The sequence below is a fragment of the Mycobacterium sp. ABE4_509 genome (assembly GCF_056160785.1).
The window spans coordinates 1-19,512 of the sequence record NZ_JBSWXU010000047.1 but is presented as its reverse complement, the minus strand read 5'-3'; the positions used below and the strand labels follow the sequence as shown (position 1 = coordinate 19,512).

16 protein-coding genes are annotated in these 19,512 nt (G+C 69.1%); 7 read left to right on the top strand and 9 right to left on the bottom strand.

Going from position 1 to position 19,512, the window contains the following annotated elements; translation table 11 throughout:
• Nucleotides 1-13: 13 nt before the first annotated feature.
• Nucleotides 14-2,209, bottom strand: coding sequence for an RNA polymerase recycling motor ATPase HelR (gene helR, locus ACXAID_RS12620; RefSeq protein WP_475022557.1), 2,196 nt, complete (start codon nucleotides 2,207-2,209; stop codon nucleotides 14-16).
• A gap of 80 nt (nucleotides 2,210-2,289) precedes the next feature.
• Between helR and ACXAID_RS12615 the strand changes: the two genes are divergently transcribed.
• Complete coding sequence (locus ACXAID_RS12615) at nucleotides 2,290-3,315, top strand: Rv2578c family radical SAM protein (protein WP_475022556.1); 1,026 nt, start codon at nucleotides 2,290-2,292, stop codon at nucleotides 3,313-3,315.
• A gap of 15 nt (nucleotides 3,316-3,330) precedes the next feature.
• Here ACXAID_RS12615 and ACXAID_RS12610 read toward each other — a convergent pair whose 3' ends face one another.
• The 4 genes from ACXAID_RS12610 to ACXAID_RS12595 all read right to left on the bottom strand — a co-directional run bounded on the left by ACXAID_RS12610 (nucleotide 3,331) and on the right by ACXAID_RS12595 (nucleotide 7,826).
• Nucleotides 3,331-4,584 carry an acyl-CoA dehydrogenase family protein gene (locus ACXAID_RS12610; RefSeq protein WP_475022555.1) on the bottom strand — a complete coding sequence of 418 codons (1,254 nt, stop codon included), beginning with the start codon at nucleotides 4,582-4,584 and terminating at the stop codon, nucleotides 3,331-3,333.
• On the bottom strand, nucleotides 4,581-5,720 hold the full coding sequence (locus ACXAID_RS12605; protein WP_475022554.1) for an acyl-CoA dehydrogenase family protein: 1,140 nt from the start codon (nucleotides 5,718-5,720) through the stop codon (nucleotides 4,581-4,583). Before ACXAID_RS12605 ends, ACXAID_RS12610 begins: the two co-directional genes overlap by 4 nt.
• A gap of 93 nt (nucleotides 5,721-5,813) precedes the next feature.
• Complete coding sequence (locus ACXAID_RS12600) at nucleotides 5,814-7,043, bottom strand: amidohydrolase family protein (protein ID WP_475022553.1); 1,230 nt, start codon at nucleotides 7,041-7,043, stop codon at nucleotides 5,814-5,816.
• Between the two features lie 156 nt (nucleotides 7,044-7,199).
• Nucleotides 7,200-7,826 (bottom strand): TetR/AcrR family transcriptional regulator, encoded by a 627-nt coding sequence (locus ACXAID_RS12595; protein WP_475022552.1) that lies wholly within the window; start codon nucleotides 7,824-7,826, stop codon nucleotides 7,200-7,202.
• 119 nt (nucleotides 7,827-7,945) lie between these two features.
• On the opposite strand from ACXAID_RS12595, the gene ACXAID_RS12590 reads away from it, so the two are divergent.
• Entirely contained in the window at nucleotides 7,946-8,830 is an 885-nt protein-coding gene (locus ACXAID_RS12590) for an acyl-CoA thioesterase (RefSeq protein ID WP_475022551.1), read from the top strand.
• Here the strand turns inward: ACXAID_RS12590 and ACXAID_RS12585 are convergent.
• Together ACXAID_RS12585 and ypfJ are read right to left on the bottom strand one after the other, a co-directional pair.
• Nucleotides 8,827-10,464 (bottom strand): DUF885 domain-containing protein, encoded by a 1,638-nt coding sequence (locus ACXAID_RS12585; RefSeq protein ID WP_475022550.1) that lies wholly within the window; start codon nucleotides 10,462-10,464, stop codon nucleotides 8,827-8,829. The genes ACXAID_RS12590 and ACXAID_RS12585 overlap by 4 nt on opposite strands.
• Nucleotides 10,457-11,344, bottom strand: coding sequence for a KPN_02809 family neutral zinc metallopeptidase (gene ypfJ, locus ACXAID_RS12580; protein WP_475022549.1), 888 nt, complete (start codon nucleotides 11,342-11,344; stop codon nucleotides 10,457-10,459). Before ypfJ ends, ACXAID_RS12585 begins: the two co-directional genes overlap by 8 nt.
• A 135-nt stretch (nucleotides 11,345-11,479) precedes the next feature.
• Between ypfJ and ACXAID_RS12575 the strand changes: the two genes are divergently transcribed.
• On the top strand, nucleotides 11,480-12,967 hold the full coding sequence (locus ACXAID_RS12575) for a carboxylesterase/lipase family protein (RefSeq protein ID WP_475022548.1): 1,488 nt from the start codon (nucleotides 11,480-11,482) through the stop codon (nucleotides 12,965-12,967).
• Here the strand turns inward: ACXAID_RS12575 and ACXAID_RS12570 are convergent.
• The gene (locus tag ACXAID_RS12570) at nucleotides 12,964-13,476 is read right to left on the bottom strand and encodes an SRPBCC family protein (RefSeq protein ID WP_475022547.1); all 513 of its coding nucleotides are present in this window, start codon (nucleotides 13,474-13,476) and stop codon (nucleotides 12,964-12,966) included. The genes ACXAID_RS12575 and ACXAID_RS12570 overlap by 4 nt on opposite strands.
• 120 nt (nucleotides 13,477-13,596) lie before the next feature.
• Between ACXAID_RS12570 and aspS the strand changes: the two genes are divergently transcribed.
• The gene (gene aspS, locus ACXAID_RS12565; protein WP_475022546.1) at nucleotides 13,597-15,447 is read left to right on the top strand and encodes an aspartate--tRNA ligase; all 1,851 of its coding nucleotides are present in this window, start codon (nucleotides 13,597-13,599) and stop codon (nucleotides 15,445-15,447) included.
• Nucleotides 15,444-15,902, top strand: coding sequence for a nitroreductase family deazaflavin-dependent oxidoreductase (locus ACXAID_RS12560; RefSeq protein ID WP_475022545.1), 459 nt, complete (start codon nucleotides 15,444-15,446; stop codon nucleotides 15,900-15,902). The genes aspS and ACXAID_RS12560 overlap by 4 nt, the downstream gene beginning before the upstream one ends.
• Nucleotides 15,903-15,965: 63 nt before the next feature.
• Here the strand turns inward: ACXAID_RS12560 and ACXAID_RS12555 are convergent, their stop codons facing one another.
• Nucleotides 15,966-17,150, bottom strand: a complete 1,185-nt coding sequence (locus ACXAID_RS12555) for a thiolase family protein (RefSeq protein WP_475022544.1) — start codon at nucleotides 17,148-17,150, stop codon at nucleotides 15,966-15,968.
• 97 nt (nucleotides 17,151-17,247) lie between these two features.
• Between ACXAID_RS12555 and ACXAID_RS12550 the strand changes: the two genes are divergently transcribed.
• Nucleotides 17,248-17,718, top strand: a complete 471-nt coding sequence (locus ACXAID_RS12550; RefSeq protein ID WP_475022543.1) for a winged helix-turn-helix transcriptional regulator — start codon at nucleotides 17,248-17,250, stop codon at nucleotides 17,716-17,718.
• A 53-nt stretch (nucleotides 17,719-17,771) separates the two neighbouring features.
• A partial coding sequence (locus ACXAID_RS12545; protein ID WP_475022570.1) for a transglutaminase family protein occupies nucleotides 17,772-19,512 on the top strand: 1,741 nt, incomplete at its 3' end.

Genomic DNA, 19,512 nt, shown 5'->3' with positions numbered 1-19,512 from the left:
CCCGTGATGGCGGCTAGCGCGGACTGACCGGGCGGCAGGCCACCGTCGAACCGGCCAACGGCGCGGGTAGCGGCTCACAGTGCAGGATGCCGAGCCGCTGGGTGGCCCGCGTCAGCGCGACGTAGAGATCAGCGGCGCCGTTGGGGCCGTCGGCGAGGATCCGTGCGGGCTCGACGACCAGCACGGCGTCGAACTCCAGGCCTTTGGTCGAGGACGGCGGCTGCACACCGGGAACCCCGGGCGGTCCGATGACCACACTCGTTCCCGGTCGGCCGGCCTCGCCGTGGGTGAACTCGGCGACGGCCGCGGCGAGTTCGTCCGGGGCGAGGTGTCGGGACCAGGGCTCGACCCCGGCGGCGCGAACCGATTCCGGGGGAGCGGCATCGGGGGCGAAGTCGGTCAGCACCGCCGCGGCCACGGCCATGATCTCGGCGGGTGTGCGGTAGTTCACCGACAGCTTCCGGTAGGCCCAGCGCCCGGGTACATAGGGTTGCAGCGCCACTTCCCAGGAGCCGGCCCCCGCGGCCGAACGGCGCTGGGACGGATCGCCGACGATGGTGAAGGACCGGCTCGGGCAGCGCCGCATCAGCACCCGCCAGTCCATCTCCGAGAGTTCCTGCGCTTCGTCGACCACCACATGTCCGTAGGTCCAGTCACGGTCTGCAGCAGCACGTTCGGCGAGATCGCGGGTGTCGCGCTCGAGGAAACGCTCGGCCAGGTTGTCAGCGTCGATCACGTCCGAGGCCAGCAGCTGGTCCTCGTCGTCCATCAGGTCTTCGCGCCCGATCATCAGGTCCAGCACACCGGCCGCGTAGGCGGCTTCCTCCTGACGTTCCCGCTCGGCGGCCTCCTCGCCGGAGCTGTCATGGCCCAGCAGATCGACCAGCTCGTCGAGCAACGGTACGTCCGACACCGTCCAGGCTTCACCCTCGGCGCGCTGCAGCGCCGGGTCGGCACCGGCGGCAGCGAGCCGCTGCGGCGACGAGTAGAGTTCTGCGAGAAGCGCTTCCGGGGTCAGCACCGGCCACAGCGCATCGAGTGCGGAGGCGAACCCGGCGTGGTCGCCGAGTTCGTCGAGCAGGTCGGCGCGCAGATGCTCCCAGGCCGCCCGATCGTCACGGGTCAGCCAACCGCGCCCGATCTTGGCGATCGCGCGTTCGGTGAGCACCCAGGTGATCACGTCGATGAACACCGCACGAGCCTCGTTGTGCGGCTGACCGCCCGAGCGCGCCTCCGAGATCGCCCACTCCACCGCCGCCGGTTCGATGCGTACCTCGACGTCGGAGAGGGTGATCGTGATCGGCTCATCCGGGACGCGTTGCCGGTCGGCCACCGCGGCGTCGAGAACCCCGAGCATCTGCAGCGAGCCCTTGGCCTTCGCGGCCCCGGGTGGGTCTTCGGCGGTGACCCGCAGGCCGGGCACCAACTCGCCGGTCGTGGTGAACACCACGTTCGTCTCGCCCAGCGACGGCAACACCCGGCCGATGTGATCGAGGAAGGCGGCGTTGGGCCCCACCACGAGCACGCCCTGGCTCTCCATCCGCTTGCGCTTCGTGTAGAGCAGATAGGCGACACGGTGTAGCGCCACCACCGTCTTACCGGTCCCCGGGCCGCCTTCGATGACCAGAACCCCGGCATGGTCGGAGCGGATGATCTCGTCCTGCTCGGCCTGGATGGTCGCGACGATGTCGCGCATGCCCTCGCCGCGCGGGGCGTTGACCGCGGCGAGCAGGGCCGCATCGCTGGAGACGTCCTGATCGCCCTCGACGGGTGCGCCGAAGACCTCGTCGGTGAAGTCCAGCACCCGGCGGCCCAGGTTGTGAAACTGCCTGCGGCGGCGCACGTTCTCCGGATTCGCACCGGTGGCGACGTAGAACGGGCGGGCCGCCGGAGCGCGCCAGTCGATCAGCAACGGTTCGTGATCGTCGTCCTCGGCGAACAGGCCGATGCGGCCGATGTAGGTGCGCTCGCCGGTGTCGCCGTCCAGTCGGCCGAAGCACAGCCCGTGGTCGGCCACGTTCCACCGATGCACCTGCTGCGCCAGCGCACGCACCTCGACGTCGCGGTCCAGCAGGGTTTCGCCGTGCCCGCGCAGCGCGGCGGCGTAGCGGGTGTCCAGACGTGACCGTTCGGCGTCGAGGCGTTCGTAGAGCCTGGCCACATAGGCCTGTTCGGCACGCAGTTCTTCGTCGTGATCAGCAGGTGGCATGTGTCTCTTAGTGTTCGGTGCTGGTGCGTGATCGGGTATGGCGTTCTTGACACCATATCGAACATGTGTTCGCATGAGGTATGCGATGGGCGGGGCAGAGTATCGACGTCGACGACGGCGCGTTGCCCGGTCTGCAGCGTATCGGCCTGATCCGCAGCGTGCGTACGCCGCAGTTCGAGGGGGTCACCTTCCACGAGGTCGTGTGCAAATCGGCGTTGAACAAGATCCCCAAGTCGGCCTCCGGTCTGCCCTTCCAATTCACCGTCAACGCCTACCGCGGGTGTTCCCACGCGTGCCGGTACTGCTTCGCCCGCCCGACCCATGAGTACCTCGAGTTCGACAGCGGGCATGACTTCGATACCCAGGTCGTGGTGAAGACGAACGTCGCCGAGGTGCTGCGCCGGGAGCTGCGCAGGCCGTCATGGGGCCGGGACACCGTCGCGCTGGGGACCAACACCGATCCCTATCAGCGCGCGGAGGGCCGCTACGAACTGATGCCCGGCATCATCGCGGCGCTGCGTGACTCCGGCACGCCGTTCTCGATCCTCACCAAGGGCACGCTGCTGCGTCGCGATCTGCCGACGCTCGTCGACGCGAGCCGCCGGGTCCGGGTGGGGGTCGCGGTGTCGCTGGCCGTCGGCTGCGGTGTCGACGGAGCGCAGCTGCACGCCCAGGTCGAACCCGGCACGCCGACACCGCAGGCGCGGCTCGCGTTGATCTCAGCCGTGCGGGAGGCCGGCCTGGACTGTCATGTCATGGTGGCCCCGGTACTGCCTTGTCTGACCGACTCCGAGGAGCACCTCGACGGTCTGCTCGGGGACATCGCCGGGGCGGGAGCCACCAGCGCGACGGTGTTCGGGCTGCATCTGCGTGGCGCCACCCGGGGCTGGTTCATGGACTGGCTGGCGCGCGAGCACCCGGAACTGGTGGGCGAATACCGGCGGCTGTACCGTCGCGGGGCATACCTGCCGCCCGACTACCGCGCCATGCTGGCAGGACGGGTCGCGCCGCTGGTGGCCCGGCATGGTCTGGCCGGTGACGGCCGGGCGTTCCGGGAGGCCCCGCCACCGCAGCCGCCGCCGGCCTATCAGGCGGCGCTGTTCTGAGAACGCGAGCCGGGTTCAGCTCTTGTTGCGCTTGACCTCGTTGAACGGCACGCCGCGGTCCGCGGCGAACTCGCGGGGGAAGCCCAGGATTCGCTCGCCGATGACGTTGCGGGCCATCTCGGAGGTGCCGCCGCCCAACGATCCGGTCTGGCGGGACAGGTAACGCACTCCGACGTCGAGTAAGCCGCTGCCGTCGTCGACCACACCGGCGGTGCCCGCGATGGCCAGTGCGGTGTCGACCTCCAGCTCGGTCGTCTCGGCATGGAACAGCCTGATCAACGTTCCCGACGTCGGTGGTAGCGATCCGTCGGAGACGCCACGGAAAACGTGCTCGATCAGATGTTCCTTGACGAGGCGACGTACCAGCGCCCGCCCGGCCAGGTCCTGGACCCGGGGATCGTCGCCCTGCCCGGTGGCCTCGGCGAGTGCGATGTGGTTGGGCGGCATCTCGCTGGCATTCTCGGCTTCGGTTCCGCTGGCGAACTCCGACCCGCCGCCCACAGCCCGGCGCTCGTGGTGGAGCTGGCGGGTCGCGACCGTCCATCCGTCGTTGACCTCGCCGACGACTGCGTCGTCGCCGAGCTCCAGCCCGTCGAAGAACTCTTCGCAGAACTCCTCGTTGCCGTTGACCTCTTTGATCCGGCGCATCGTGATCCCCGGTGCGCTCAGTGGCACCAGGAACATCGTCAGGCCCTGGTGTTTGGGCAGGGTCCAGTCGGTGCGGGCCAGCATCAGCCCGTAGTCGCCGGCGAATGCGCTGGTGCTCCAGGTCTTGGCGCCGTTGATGATCCACTTGTCGCCCTGGCGGTCGGCACGGGTGATCACCCCGGCCAGATCGGATCCACCGTTGGGCTCGCTGAGCAACTGGACCATGATCTCGTCGCCGCGGATCGCCGCCGAGATGCGATCACGCTTCTGTTCTTCGCTGCCCATGTCGAGGATCGTCGCCGAGCAGATCGTGAACGACGGCGTGTTCAGGATCAGCGGCATCTCGTACCGGCGGCATTCCGCGTTGAACGCCCTCTGGTAGGCGTAGTCCAAGCCCAGGCCGCCGTATTCGCGGGGAAAGCAGATTCCGGCGAATCCGCCTTGGAAGAGCCGCTTCTGGAGTTCCTTGGCGCGTTCCCAGGATTGGGCTTCGGCGCGGACCCAGAACGGAGGGTCGTCCGGGTCGATGGGTGGCATGTTCTCGGCCAGCCAGGTGCGAGCGCGGGCCGCGAACTCCTCGACGCTCTCGGTGGTCTCGGTCGACGTCACGGTGTCGGTCATGCCTGTGTCTTCCTGCTCAGTGCGTACACGGCGCGGTGGTGGTCCTCGGGCGAGCCGAACGTGGCGCGGTAGAGGGCCGCCCGCCTCAAGTAGAGGTGCAGATCGTGTTCCCAGGTGACGCCGATCCCGCCGTGCAACTGGACGCAATCCTGAAGCATCACCGGGGTCCGCTCGGCCACATAGGCTTTGGCGACGCTGACCAGTTTCGCGGCGTCGGCGCTGCGCCCGGAAACCGCGGCAACGGCTGCGGCGGTGGTGCCGCGACAGGCCTCGAACCACATCTTCATGTCCGCGGCGCGGTGTTTGAGCACCTGATAGGACGCCAACGGGCGGCCGAAACTGTGCCGGTCGAACAGCCACTGCGTGGTCATCGTCAGCACCGCGTCCAGAATGCCGACCAGTTCGGCGCACTGCAGTACCAGCGCGACCTGGCGCTGGCGCTCGATGATGGCAGGCGTCTGCTCGGCAGTGCCGACGACGGCGCTCTCGGGGACCTCGACACCGTCGAACTCGATCCTGGCGTAGCGCTTGACCAGATCGACCGACTGCTGTTCGGACACCGTGGCGCCGGTGGCGTCGGTGGGAACCAGGAACTGCCGCAGCATTCCCTCGCATTCGGCGACCACCAACACCGCACCGCTCTGGGCACCAGCCTCGACCCGGTCCTTGACACCGTCGATCCGGTAGCCGGACCCGGTGGGCGTGGCCACCGTCGAGATCCCGGTCTGCAGCGGTGCGAAGGCCCGGCCCGGTTCATAGACCGCCCAGCCGGCCACCAGCTCGCCGGCCACCAACGCCTCGATCGAGTCCTCGTGGCCGGCAGGCGCCTCGACGAGCCCGGCGAGGATCACGCTGACCGTATGCAGCGGGCCCGGCGCCACGGTCCGCCCGACCTGCTCGGCCACCAGCGCCAGGTCGGCCAGGCCGTCACCGGAAACGCTGCCGCCACCGAGTTCCTCGGGCACCAGCAGGCTAGCCCAGCCCAGTTCGGCGGCGCGCTGCCACCACTGCGGGTCGAACGAGACGTCGGAGTCATGCAGTCCCCGCACGTGCGACAGCGATCCCTGTTTCTCCAGGAAAGTCTGTGTCGTCGTGGCGAACAGCAGCTGCTCCGGGTTTGCGGTGGTATCGGTCATGGGTGGGCGAGAGCCTCTCGGGGTCGAATGCCGGTCAGCCGCGACCGTACCGGCTGATGCCGGTGCGGCCGCGGCTGCTGGACGAAGTGATGATCAAGCGATGACGAGGGCGGGCACGTCGGGCTTGAATACCTTCTTGTTGGGGACCTTGAACAGGTCGACGAGGTTGCCACCCATCACCTTGCGGATGCCCTCGGCGTCGAGGCCCTGGGCCTCGAGGTCGCCGACCAGGTTGATCGGATCTGCCAGCCCCTCGGGGTGCGGCCAGTCCGAGCCGAAGATGATGCGGTCGATGCCGCAGAGCTCGGCCATCTGTTTGAAGTCGTCCTCCCAGAACGGCGCCACGTACACGCAGCGCTTGAACGCCTCGACGGGATCCTCGGGGAACTCCTGCGGCATCTTCGAGTAGACGTCCTTGAACTGGTAGAACAGGTACGGCACCCAGGATGCGCCGTTCTCGATCGACAGGATGCGCAGGTCCGGGTTGCGGGTCAGCGCGCCGTGGCAGACCAGCGCGGCCATGGTGTCCTCGATGGGGCGCTTGCCCATCGCGACCATCCGGAACGACGTCGGCTTGAAGGGCAGGAACTCCTCGGCAGGCTCCCAGTCGTTGAGGTACTGCGAGTAGCCGCTGTCGGAGGCGTGCATGCACACCGGGATGCCGGCTTTGACGCAGGCGTCCCAGAACGGGTCGAACTCGGGCAGGCCCAGCGAGCGGGTGCCCCGGTAGCCGGGCACCGGCGCCGGACGCACCAGCACCGTCTTGGCGCCGCGCTCCAGGCACCACTCCAGCTCCTCCAGGGCGCGGTCGACCACGCCGAGGTTGATCACCGGGGTGGAGAAGATCCGGTCCTCGTAGTTGAACTGCCAGGTCTCATACATCCACTGGTTGAGCGCGTGGATGATGTCCAGGATCAGGTCCGGGTCGTCCTTCAGTCGCTCCTCGACGAGGCTGGCCAGGGTGGGGAACATGATCGTGTAGTCCAGGCCGAGCCCGTCGAGTACCTCGAGGCGGGCCTGCGGATTGCGGAATGCCGGGATGGCCTTCATCGGCTTGCCCATCACCTCGCGGAAGCTCTTGCCGCCGCTGCCGTGGCGGAAGTACTCCTCCTGGGCGCCGGGCCGGGCCACCACCTCGAAGGTCGGGTTGGGGATGTAGTCGCTGATGTGGTTGCGCACCACGATCTTGGTGCGGCCCTTGACGTCGATGTAGTCGATCACGCCCTTGCGGTGCTCGGGCAGAAACTGCGTGAGCGCTTCCTTGGGCTCGTAGAAATGGTTGTCGGCGTCGAACACCGGATAGTCGAGCTCGCGTGACGGCATGATGTGGGCTCCTGGGCATGGCGTATGGCTGATGAGTGCGTGCTGACGGTAATGGCATTACCGTTCGGAATGGTAACGACATTACCACGCGTGGGTGTAACGCCGCCAGAGGCTGTTCGACCCGTAATACTCGCAGTTCAGAGGGGCTTTCCGGGACTACCGGGCGAGGCCGCGAACGCAGAACGTGTACACGTGGTCACCGTTGATCGGCACCCCGTTCAACTCGGCGCCGAGATCGCGCAACCGGAGCGCGCCCAGCACGGTCTGCATCAGGATCGCGGCGTCGGTTTCCACGTCGAGATCGGTGCGGAAGGCGCCCTCGGCGACGCCCCGGCGCAGGATGTCGCCGACCAGGCTGTGCAGCGGAGCCAGCACCTTCGCGAACTCCTTGGGCCGGGTCTCGAGCAGGTGGTCGTTGTAGTAGGTCAGGCCGCGGTTGATGCTGTCCTGGGTGCTCGACTCGGCTGGGGCGCTGATCCGCAGGATCAGCGTGTACAACGCCTCGGTGCTGGTCAACGGATCGGTCTCGGTCCGCCACCGCTCGCTGGCATCGGTCATGATCCGCTCGACCAGCGCCAGCAGCAGTTCGTCCTTGGTGGCGAAGTGCTGGTAGAACGCCCGCAGCGAGGTCTTGGAGCGTTCGACGACCTCCAGCACGGTGAAGTCGGTGCGCCCGGTCTCGCCCAATATCGCCAGGGCCGAGCGCATGAACCGGTTCGCGCGGGACTCGGCGTCAGGGCCCGCGGGCCGGCCCGGTTGTGCCTTTGCGCCACGTGCGGCCATCGGTGCGCCATCCTTGTTAACTCGAAGCCATCGGAAATCGATCGGTAATGACGTTACCGCTATCGGCCAACCTCGGTTAGGGTTCCGTCTCGACGATCACCGAGCGGAGGCGAAGGTACATGACGACGGATTCGGCAGACACGCAATGGACGGTGCAGGGGTTGCTCGACCTGTTCGACGCAGCACCCTCCGGGCCGGACACATTCACCGCCCAGACAGGCCTGGCCGGTACCGATGAGCGACAGGTCGTCGAAGGCACCCAGATCATGGCCGCCTCGATTGTCGCTGCGGCCAAGGGATTTCCGGAGAAATCGATACGGTCGGTCTATTCCGTGTTCGCCCGTGCCGTGATGGTGGGGGCCGGCCCGGTCGAACTCGATGTCGACGTGGTCAGCGAGGGGCGCTCGACGGCCAGTGCGATCGTGACGGCCAAGCAGAACGGCAGGGCGTGCATCACCACGACGATCCTGGCCGACGTGCCGACCGCCGACGTGATCCGCCACCACCTGGCCAAACCCGACGTGGTGCCGCCGGCCGAAGCCAACTCCCCGACGATGCCGATGATCGGCCGGGAGCTGCGGCTGGTCGACGTGATCGACGTCAACAGCCCCGACGAGGTCGGCCCGCCGGAGCTGTTCGCCTGGCTGCACTACGACCCCATCCCGACCCGAGACGACCTCGCCAAGGCGCTGATCGCCTACTTCACCGGCCACCTGGGCATTTCCACCACCATGCGGGCCCACGAGGGCATCGGTACCAGCCAGGCCCACCTGACGGTGTCGACCGCGCCGATGACGGTGTCGGTGAGCTTCCACGAGCCGGTGCGCTGGGACGGCTGGCTGCTCTACACCCACGAGAGCACCCAGGTCGGTGCGGGCATGTCCTATGTCCGCGGGACGGTGCACACCGAGGCGGGCGAACTGCTCGCCTCCTTCACCCAGGATGCGCTGATCCGGCCGCTGCGTACGACGGACAGCGCGATCAAGGAACAGTCGCGGCTCTAGAGCTGCGTCAGCAGCGCCGAGCGCATCACGTCGAGCGGCAGCCCGCCCAGATCGAGTGCCCGGCTGTGGAACTCCTTGAGGGTCAGGCCCCGGGCGAGCATGTCGTCGCGTAGCTGTTGCCAGATCCGCTGGCCGATCGCATACGACGGCGCCTGCCCGGGCCAGCCCAGATAGCGGTCGAGTTCGAAGCGAAGGTTGTCCTCGGCCATCGCGCTGTGCGACTGCAGGAAGTTCCAGGCCCGCTCGGCATCCCAGGTTCCGCCGTCGGGCGCGGTCAGCCCGCAGTGCACCCCGATGTCGATGACCACCCGGGCCGCCCGGAACCGTTGGGCGTCAAGCATTCCCATCCGGTCTCCGGCGTCGTCGAGCCAGCCCAGCTCGGCCATCAGCCGCTCGGCGTACAGTGCCCAGCCCTCGCCGTGCCCGGACACCCAGCAGCCCATCCGGCGCCACCGGTTGAGCTGCTCGGCCAACACCACCGCGCGGCCGATCTGCAGATGGTGGCCGGGAACGCCCTCGTGGAACACCGTCGTGGTCTCCTGCCAGGTGTGGAAGGTGTCCACACCGGGCGGCACCGACCACCACATCCGGCCCGGGCGCGACAGGTCCTCCGACGGGCCGGTGTAGTAGATCCCGCCGGTCTGGGTCGGGGCGATGCGGCACTCCAGGCGCCGCAGTGGTTCGGCGATGTCGAAGTGGTTGCCGGCCAACGCATCCACCGCTCGGTCGGAGAGGTCCTGCATCCAGTGCGCCAGCGTGTCGGTGCCGTGGATGACGTAGCGCGATTCGCCGTCGAGCCGGCGCAGCGCCTCGGCCGCGGTGGCACCCGGATAGAGGCGCTCGGCGATCGCGTCCTGTTCGGACACGATGCGCGCCAGCAGATCCAGGCCCCACTCGTAGGATTCGTCGAGGTCGACCGCCGAGCCCAGGAAGCTGCGCGACAGCACCCGGTAGGCCTCACGCCCGCAGCCGTCGACCACACGGGCGTGCGGCCCGATGTCCTCGCGGAACACCCGGACCAGCCCGGCGTAGGCGTTGGCCGCGTCCTCGGCGTGCCGGCGCAACTCGTCGTGCAGCGCGACGTTGCCGGGGGCGGCGTCGGCGACCATCTGGGTGAACAGGTACTGGATCTTGCCGGCCTGCTCGACGCCCCGGCGTACCTGGCGGGCCGCGGGGGCGTGGCCCGCTGCTGCCGCGGCCCGCAGCGAGTCGGCGTAACCCGCCGCGCGCTGCGGAATCTGCGACAACCTGGCACTGACTGTGGCCCAGTCGTCGTCGGTGTCGGTGGGCATCAGGTCGAACACGTCACGCATCGTCTGCAACGGGGAAGCGATGACGTTCAGTTCACCGAGGTCGAGCTTCGCGTCGTGCATGTCGAGCAGGACCCCGAGCCGTTCGCGCATGGCGGCCACGGTGACGGCGTCGGCCGCGTCGGCCGGCTCGGTGTCGTCGAGCTCGCGCAGCGCGGCGCGGGCAGCCGCCGCCCGCGCCGACACCCCTTCGGGCGAGTAGTCGGTGATCTGGTCGTCGTACCCCGAGATCCCCGATTCGGTCGCCGCGCAGGGGTCGAGGGCGGCCATGGTCTCGAGGTAGCGGTCGGCGACGGCGTCGACCGCTGTGGCGGCCCTAGCCAAGGTTGTTCGTGGCGAACGTGTCGCAGCGGGCCGGGTCACCGGTCTGGTAGCCGATGGTGAACCACTTCTGGCGTTGTTCGGACGAACCGTGGGTCCACGACTCGGGGTTGACCCGGCCGGTGACGGCCTGCTGGATACGGTCGTCGCCGACCGAGGACGCGGCCGACAGTGCGTCGGCTATGTCCCTGTCGCTCAACGGTTCCAAGAATGGCACTCCGGTGCTCTCCTGTCTGGTTATCGCAGCGTGGTGGGCCCACACTCCGGCGTAGCAGTCGGCCTGCAGTTCGGTGCGGACACCCGCGCCGGTGGCCCCCTGCGGGTCACGTTGTGCGCGCCCGAGCACACCCTGCAGATTCTGCACGTGGTGACCGAACTCGTGGGCGACGACGTACTCCTGTGCCAGCGGCCCGCCGCTGGAACCGAACTGGTCCACCAGGACGTCGAAGAAATCCGTGTCGAAGTAGGCGGTCTGGTCCACCGGGCAGTAGAACGGGCCAACTTCGCTGGTGGCCGGTCCGCAACCAGTATCCACCGACCCGCTGAACAACCGGATGCTGGGTCGGGTGTACCCGGGCATCAGCTGTTCCCACACCCCGTCCACCGAATTGCCTGTCGCCACCACGCGGCACTGCACGATGCGGTTGGCGTCCTCGCCGGTCCGGCACTGGCTCAGGTCGAATCCCGCCGCGGCCGCACCCGCGGTGTCGAGCTGGGTCTGCTGGGGCACCACGGTGCTGGGATCGACGCCGAGGAACAGCGCCACGACGACGATGAGCAGGCCGCCCAGCCCGCCGCCGATCGCGATGCCGCGGCCGGGTCCGCGCCCACCGCTGGTGGAGGTGGTGCTGGTGTCGATCTGCATGCCTTCGTTGAAGGTCATCGCTTCACCCCGTTTCGCCGCCCGGGTCCGGTGCCGCGAGGTGCAGCCCGCTGGAGCCGGTTGGAGCCGGTTGGAGCCCGGGTGACCGGCCCGGCCAACCAGGCAGGTTCAGCTTTGCACACTACGATTCGGAATGTGCCTGTCGTTGCCGGACATCCCAGGGTCGTCACGACCCCGTCGGGCGACCTGCGTGGCGAGACAGAGGGCGGCGTCGGGGTCTGGCGCGGCGTGCCCTACGCCGAACAGCCGGTGGGAGCACGCCGGTTCCTCGCGCCCGCTGCGGTGACGCCGTGGACCGGCGTGCGCGATGCCCGCGACCACGGGCCGCTGCCTCCGCAGACCAAGTCGTTCGTCGGGGGTGGCCGGGACGACCCGAAGGTGCGTGACGAGGCGTGTCTGACCCTGACGGTGTGGTCGCCGGACACCACCGCCTCGCTGCCGGTGATGGTGTGGATTCCCGGCGGCGCATTCGTCTACGGCGCCGGGCAGTTCCAGCTGTACAACGGCTCCCGGCTGGCGGCCAACGGCGACGTGGTCGTGGTGAACATCACCTACCGGATCGGGGTGTTCGGCGGCTTCGAACTCGGCGATCTGGGCCCGGGATTCGACGACAACCTCGCGCTGCGTGACCAGATCGCGGCGCTGCGCTGGGTGCAGGACAACATCGCCGCGTTCGGCGGTGACCCCGACCAGGTCACCGTGTTCGGCGAGTCGGCCGGCGGAACCTCGGTGCTGGCCCTGCTGGCCAGCCCGGCCGCGCGCGGACTGCTGCACCGGGCCATCGCCCAGAGCCCGGCGTTGCCGCTGATCGCCGACCGCGAGCTGCGGGCGGCCCGTTCCCGCGACTTCATCGCACGCCTCGGGGTCGGGCCCGGTGAGGTCAAGGCGCTGCCGCAACGGCAGTTGCGCCGGGCGGCCGGGCAGGTGCAACTCAAGAGCGCGGCCACCACGCCGACTCTGGCCTACGGGCTGACCCACGGCACCGACCTGTTGCCGCGCCACCCGCTGGCGGCGGCCCGGGCCGGGGAGCTGGCCCGCGTGCCGCTGATCATCGGCACCAACAGCCACGAGGCCTCGATGTTCGCCTGGACCAAACCCCCGATGCTGCCGACCACCCGCGCGTCGATCGACGCGTACTTCCAGCGGGTCGCGCCGGACGCCAAAGCGGCCGTGCTGCAGGCCTATCCGCAGTATCCGCGGCGAAGCGCACTGGTCGCGATCGGTTCCGATGTGATGTTCGGCGGACCCAGCTGGGCCTTTGCCGATGCGTACAGCGCGGTGGCTCCCACCCGGGTGTACCGGTTCGACCACTTCGGGCTGAGCCTGCGAATGCTGGGGCTCGGCGCCACCCACGGCAGCGAGATCGTGCACGTCCAGCACAGCTACGCCTCGTTCATCGGGCGCAAGCTGCACCCGCTGGGTCGCCGATTCGAGCCCTCGGTCGGCCGGCGGATGCAGCGAGCCTGGCTGGATTTCGCCCGTGACACCGAGAGCGTCGACGAGGCGCACTGGCCGGTCTACGAGACCGGCGAGCGGCTGACCCGGCTGATCACCTCCACCCGCGACGTGATGGCCGCCGACCCCGACGACCCGCGCCGTTCGGCCTGGTCGGCGGTGTACTAGTTCTGCGCCGCGGGGTAGTGCTGCTGGGTGTAGCGGCGGAGATTGTGCAGGAACCGCTGGAACAACCACCCCATCACCGGGCGCCCGGCGAACAGGCCGAACCGCCCGGCCACCCCGTTGGGCGCCAGCGCCATGATCCAGGTCAGATGACACCCGGTGGCGGTCTCGACGACGCGGTAGTCCTCGGCGAAGGCAGAGATGCTGCCGGTGGAGGATTCGTTGAAGCGGAACGCCATTCGGGTGTAGGGGTCCCAGGCCAGGTACTCCTCGTCGCCGACGATGCCGCCACGCATGTGGACGGTGCGGGTGGTGCCGACCCCGCGCGGCTCCGGGCTGGTCCAGGTCACCTTGGTGATGACCGTCGCCCACTGCGGCCATGAGGTCGCGTCCGAGAGCACCTCGAAGAGCTGCTCGGGGGTGATCGCCAGGTCCACGGTGCTGACGAACCGGTAGGGGGCGGAGTCGACGAAATCCAGGTCGACCCTCTTGCACGGATGATGCTTGGCCATGGTCCCTCGTTTCGGTGCCACCTGCAGCAGACAGATCACGATAGCTGTCTAGTCGGGCCTGCTCGCGCTGCCCCTTAGACTGAGCAGTCGTTTGGATACCCCGACTTCGAGGAGTACTTCGTGCTGCGCACCCGCACCGCCGGCTCGCTGCGGTCCGCCGACGCCGGTCAGACGGTCACGCTGGCCGGCTGGGTGGCTCGCCGCCGTGACCACGGCGGCGTCATCTTCATCGATCTGCGTGACGGCTTCTCCGGAGGGCAGGAGCGGAGCGACCCGGGAATCGGATCCGGAGGGCAGCAGCGTGGCGACGGGGGATTCGAACCGAGTGTGGCGCAGGTGGTGTTCCGTGAGGGTGAGGTGCTGACGGCGGCCCACCGGTTGCGTTCGGAGTTCTGCATCGCGGTCACCGGTGTCGTCGAGATCCGCCCGGAGGGAAACGCCAACCCCGAGATCGCCACCGGCGGCGTCGAGGTCAACGCCACCTCGTTGACTGTTCTGGGGGAGAGCGCGCCGCTGCCGTTCCAGCTCGACGAGACCGCGGGCGAGGAGGCCCGGTTGAAGTACCGCTACCTGGATCTGCGTCGGGACGGACCGGGACAGGCGCTCCGGTTGCGCTCCAAGGTCAACGCCGCGGCCCGCGGGGTGCTCGCCGAGCACGACTTCGTCGAGATCGAGACCCCGACGCTGACCCGGTCCACTCCTGAGGGCGCCCGGGACTTCCTGGTGCCCGCCCGGCTGCAGCCGGGCACGTTCTACGCGCTGCCGCAGAGTCCGCAGCTGTTCAAGCAGCTGCTGATGGTGGCGGGGATGGAGCGCTACTACCAGATCGCGCGGTGCTACCGCGACGAGGACTTCCGTGCCGACCGCCAGCCGGAGTTCACCCAGTTGGACCTCGAGATGAGCTTCGTCGAGGCTGACGACGTGATGGCGGTCTCCGAGCAGATCCTGAAGGCGCTGTGGGCGCTGATCGGCTACGACCTGCCGCTGCCGCTGCCGAGGATCAGCTACGCCGAGGCGATGCGCCGGTTCGGTACCGACAAACCGGATCTGCGCTTCGGCGTCGAGTTGGTGGAGTGCACCGAGTTCTTCTCCGACACCCCGTTCCGGGTGTTCCAGGCGCCCTATGTCGGTGCGGTGGTCATGCCGGGAGGGGCGTCGCAGCCGCGCCGCACGCTCGACGGCTGGCAGGAGTTCGCCAAGCAGCGCGGGCACAAGGGCCTGGCCTACGTGCTGCTCGGGGAGGACGGTGAGCTCGGCGGTCCGGTGGCCAAGAACCTGTCCGACGCCGAGCGCGCCGGATTGGCCGCCCACGTCGGCGCCGCACCGGGGGACTGCGTGTTCTTCGCCGCCGGGCCGGCGAAGTCGGCGCGCGCGTTGCTGGGGGCCACCCGCATCGAGATCGCGAAGCGTCTGGACCTGATCGACTCCGCCGCATGGGCGTTCACCTGGGTGGTGGACTGGCCGCTGTTCGAGGCGGCCGGCGAGGCGGCCGCCGCCGGGGACGTCGCCGTCGGCTCCGGGGCCTGGACGGCGGTGCACCACGCGTTCACCGCGCCCAAACCCGAGTCGGAGGCGACGTTCGACACCGACCCGGGGTCGGCACTGGCCGACGCCTACGACGTCGTGTGCAACGGCAACGAGATCGGTGGCGGGTCGATCCGTATCCACCGTCGCGACGTCCAGGAACGGGTGTTCGCGATGATGGGCATCGACCACGACGAAGCCCAGGAGAAGTTCGGCTTCCTGCTCGACGCATTCGCCTTCGGTGCGCCTCCGCACGGCGGTCTGGCGTTCGGCTGGGATCGGATCGTGGCGTTGCTGGCCGGCATGGATTCGATCCGCGAGGTGATCGCCTTCCCGAAGTCCGGCGGCGGCGTCGATCCGCTGACCGACGCACCCGCGCCGATCACCGCTGCGCAGCGCAAGGAATCCGGAATAGACGCCAAGCCGGAGAAGCTGGACAAGGCATGACTGAAAGCACAGACACCGACAAGAGTAAGCTGGCGGCCGACGTGTCGGCGCTGCAGGACATGAACCGCGCCATCATCGACGAGTTCCGCGCCAACGGCGGCGTGGTCGGTGGCCCGTTCGAGGGTGCGGCGCTGCTGCTGCTGCACACCACCGGGGCCAGGTCGGGTGCCCCGCGGGTCTCGCCGCTGGCCTACCTGACCGTTGACGGGAAGATGCTGATCATCGGGTCCTACGCGGGCGCGCCCAAGCATCCGGCCTGGGTGCACAACCTGCGTGCCAACCCGGCGGCCAGCATCGAGGTGGGCGCCGAGACCTACCCGGTCGCGGTGCGCGAGCTGCCCGGCGACGAGCGCGACGCCACCTACCCGAAGATCATCGAGCAGATCCCGGTGTTCGCCGACTACCAGGCCAAGACCACCCGCACCATCCCGCTGTTCGAGCTCACCCGCGCCTGAGCGGGCGCGATTTCGGCGTGCTCGTCTGCGCTGAGCGACGACGAACACGCCGAAATCACGCGGTCAGAGGCGTTCGATGATCGTCGCGTTGGCCATGCCGCCGCCCTCGCACATCGTCTGCAATCCGTACCGGCCGCCGCGCTGGTCGAGCGCGTTGACCAGCGTGGTCATGATGCGGGCGCCGCTGGCACCGAGCGGGTGCCCGATCGCGATGGCTCCACCGTTGACGTTGGTGCGGGACAGATCGGCTCCGGTGTCTCGCGCCCAGGACAGCACCACCGGTGCGAAGGCCTCGTTGACCTCGAACAGGTCGATGTCGGAGATCGACAGCCCGGCCCGCGCGAGCACCTTCTCGGTGGCCGGGATGACACCGGTGAGCATGTAGAGCGGATCGGAGCCGACGGCGACGGTGGTGTGCACCCGCGCCAGCGGGCGCAGCCCCAGCCGCCGGGCCGCCGCTCCGCTGGTGATCATCACCGCGGCGCTGCCGTCCGAGAGCGGTGAGCTGTTGCCCGGGGTGATCTCCCAGTCGATCTGCGGGAAACGTGCGCCGAGGGCTTCGTCGTAGAACGCGGGCCGCAGGCCGGCAAGCGTTGCCACGGTGGTGTCCGGACGGATGGTCTCGTCGGTAGCCAGCCCGGCGATCGGGGCCAGCTCGTTGTCGAACAACCCGTCCTTGGTGGCCCGCGCGGCCTTCTGGTGGCTGTGTGCGGAGAACTCGTCGAGTTCGGCGCGGGTCAGGCGCCACTTCGCGGCGATCAGCTCGGCGCTGATGCCCTGCGCCACCAGCCCGTCCGGGTAGCGGGCCGCCACCCCGGAGCCGAACGGATCGCTGCCCGGCAGCACCGAGGACCCCATCGGCACCCGGCTCATCGACTCCACTCCCGCGGCGATCACCACGTCGTAGGCGCCCGCCAGGACGCCCTGGGCGGCGAAGCTGATCGCCTGCTGGCTGCTGCCGCACTGGCGGTCGACGGTGGTACCCGGGACGCTCTCCGGGAAACCCGCCCCGAGCAGGGCGTTGCGGGCGATGTTCACCGCCTGGTCGCCGACCTGGGTCACCGCGCCGGCGATCACATCCTCGACCTCGCCGGCCTCGATCCCGGTGCGCGCCACCAGTTCGCGCAAGCTGTGCGCCAGCAGGTCGGCGGGCAGTACCGGGTGCAGCCCGCCGCCGGGCTTGCCCTTGCCCACCGGGGTGCGGACCGCACCGACGATCACCGCGTCGCGGTCGGAATACTCGGTCATGGGGTTCCTCCTGAGACTCGTCGCTGAGTACTGCTCTCTATACTCAGATGGAACCACCTAAGTTCAGTACCGACAACCCAGCTGCGGGGTGATGTGCATGACAGTGCTGCAGGGGCGACTGCGAGACCGCGACTCCTGGTCGGCGGTCGGGCGGTGCCCGATCGAAAAGACCATGGCCCTGCTGGGCACCAAGTCGGCGATGCTGATCATGCGCGAGGCCTTCTACGGGACCACCCGCTTCGACGACTTCGCCCGCCGGGTCGGGATCACCAAGGCCGCCACCTCGGCACGGCTGACCGAATTGGTCGAGGCAGGGCTGCTGGCCAAGCGCCCCTACCGGGAGCCGGGGCAGCGCGCCCGTGACGAGTACGTGCTCACCGAGGCCGGTACCGAACTGATGCCGGTGGTCTGGGCGATGTTCGAGTGGGGGCGCAAACACCTCGGCGACACTCCGCTACGGCTGACCCATCTGGGGTGCGGCGCGCCCGCCGGCGTGGAAGTCGTCTGCGCCGACGGGCATCCGGTGCCAGCCGAGGAATTGGGCGTCGAGTTGGGCCGACGCGCCTGATGTGACCTGATGTGATCTGCGTCGGGGTCGCCGGTGTGATGGGATTGCCCGTTATGGGTATCAAGGTGGCGCTGGAGCACCGCACCAGCTACACGTTCGACCGCCTCGTCGAGATCTATCCGCATGTCGTCCGGCTGCGTCCCGCACCGCACTCGCGCACCCCGATCGAGGCCTATTCGATGCAGGTCGAGCCTGCCGACCACTTCGTCAACTGGCAGCAGGACGCGTTCGGAAACTTCCTGGCCCGGCTGGTCTTCCCCAGCCGGGCCCGCACCTTGTCCATCACCGTCGGGCTGATCGCCGACCTGAAGGTGATCAACCCGTTCGACTTCTTCATCGAGGAGTACGCCGAGACGGTCGGTTTCACCTATCCCAAGGCGCTGGCCAACGACCTCAAGCCCTACCTCAAGCCCGTCGACGAGGACGGTGAGGGCTCCGGTCCCGGGGACCTCGCCGCGCAGTGGGTGAACAACTTCTCGGTGGCCTCCGGCACCCGCACCATCGACTTCCTGGTGGCGCTCAACCGCGCGGTCAACGCCGATGTCGGCTACAGCGTGCGGATGGAACCGGGCGTGCAGTCCCCGGACTTCACGCTGCGCAGCGGTATCGGTTCCTGCCGCGATTCGGCCTGGCTGCTGGTCTCGATCCTGCGCCAGATGGGGCTGGCGGCCAGGTTCGTCTCCGGGTACCTGGTGCAGCTGACGTCCGACGTGGAGGCCCTCGACGGCCCGTCGGGCCCGGCCGCGGATTTCACCGATCTGCACGCCTGGACCGAGGTGTACATCCCGGGCGCCGGCTGGATCGGGCTGGATCCCACCTCGGGCCTGTTCGCCGGCGAAGGGCACATCCCGCTGGCGGCCACTCCGCATCCGGAGTCGGCGGCACCCATCACCGGTGCGACCGGCAAGGCCGAGACGTCGCTGGAGTTCAGCAACGTCGTCACCCGGGTGCACGAGGATCCGCGCGTCACCCTGCCCTACACCGAGGAGTCCTGGGCGGCGATCAACGCGCTCGGCGAGCGGGTGGACGAACAACTGGTCGCCGGTGACGTCCGGCTGACCGTCGGCGGTGAGCCGACGTTCGTCTCCATCGACAACCAGGTCGACCCGGAATGGACCACCGACGCCGACGGGCCGCACAAACGCGAACGAGCCTCGGCCCTGGCCGCCCGGCTCAAAGAGGTGTGGGCCCCGACCGGGCTGGTCCAGCGCAGCCAGGGCAAGTGGTATCCGGGCGAGCCGTTGCCGCGCTGGCAGATCGGTCTGCTCTGGCGTACCGACGGGGAACCGTTGTGGACCGACGCCGGGTTGTTGGCCGACCCCTGGCCGGAGGATCCCAACGCCAACTCGGCGGCCCCCGAATCCGCCGCGCATGCGCTGCTCGGCGCCATCGCCGACGGTCTGGGGCTGCCGGCCAGCCAGGTGCGCCCCGCCTACGAGGACCCACTGAGTCGGCTGGCCGCCTCGGTGCGTCAGCCCGCGGGGCTGCCGGTGGCCGGAGCCGACGACCTCGAAGCCGACAGCCCGGACGCCCGTGCCGAACTGCTCGCGCGCCTGGAAAGCCCGGTCGACGAGGCCACCGCCTACGTGCTGCCACTGCACCGGCGCGACGACGACACCGGCTGGGCGAGTGCGGACTGGACGCTGCGCCGCGGCCGCATCGTGCTGCTGGAAGGCGACTCGCCGGCCGGCCTGCGGCTGCCGCTGGACTCGATCAGCTGGAATCCGCCGCGGCCGTCGTTCGACGCCGACCCGATCCGGCCGCGGCCCGCACTGCGCCCGGGCGACCGGGGCG

Coding starts and splice junctions, on each gene's coding strand:
- helR (WP_475022557.1), bottom strand. CDS start 2,209: ATGCCACCTGCTGATCACGACGAAGAACTGCGTGCCGAACAGGCCTAT.
- ACXAID_RS12615 (WP_475022556.1), top strand. CDS start 2,290: ATGCGATGGGCGGGGCAGAGTATCGACGTCGACGACGGCGCGTTGCCC.
- ACXAID_RS12610 (WP_475022555.1), bottom strand. CDS start 4,584: ATGACCGACACCGTGACGTCGACCGAGACCACCGAGAGCGTCGAGGAG.
- ACXAID_RS12605 (WP_475022554.1), bottom strand. CDS start 5,720: ATGACCGATACCACCGCAAACCCGGAGCAGCTGCTGTTCGCCACGACG.
- ACXAID_RS12600 (WP_475022553.1), bottom strand. CDS start 7,043: ATGCCGTCACGCGAGCTCGACTATCCGGTGTTCGACGCCGACAACCAT.
- ACXAID_RS12595 (WP_475022552.1), bottom strand. CDS start 7,826: ATGGCCGCACGTGGCGCAAAGGCACAACCGGGCCGGCCCGCGGGCCCT.
- ACXAID_RS12590 (WP_475022551.1), top strand. CDS start 7,946: ATGACGACGGATTCGGCAGACACGCAATGGACGGTGCAGGGGTTGCTC.
- ypfJ (WP_475022549.1), bottom strand. CDS start 11,344: ATGACCTTCAACGAAGGCATGCAGATCGACACCAGCACCACCTCCACC.
- ACXAID_RS12570 (WP_475022547.1), bottom strand. CDS start 13,476: ATGGCCAAGCATCATCCGTGCAAGAGGGTCGACCTGGATTTCGTCGAC.
- ACXAID_RS12560 (WP_475022545.1), top strand. CDS start 15,444: ATGACTGAAAGCACAGACACCGACAAGAGTAAGCTGGCGGCCGACGTG.
- ACXAID_RS12555 (WP_475022544.1), bottom strand. CDS start 17,150: ATGACCGAGTATTCCGACCGCGACGCGGTGATCGTCGGTGCGGTCCGC.
- ACXAID_RS12550 (WP_475022543.1), top strand. CDS start 17,248: ATGACAGTGCTGCAGGGGCGACTGCGAGACCGCGACTCCTGGTCGGCG.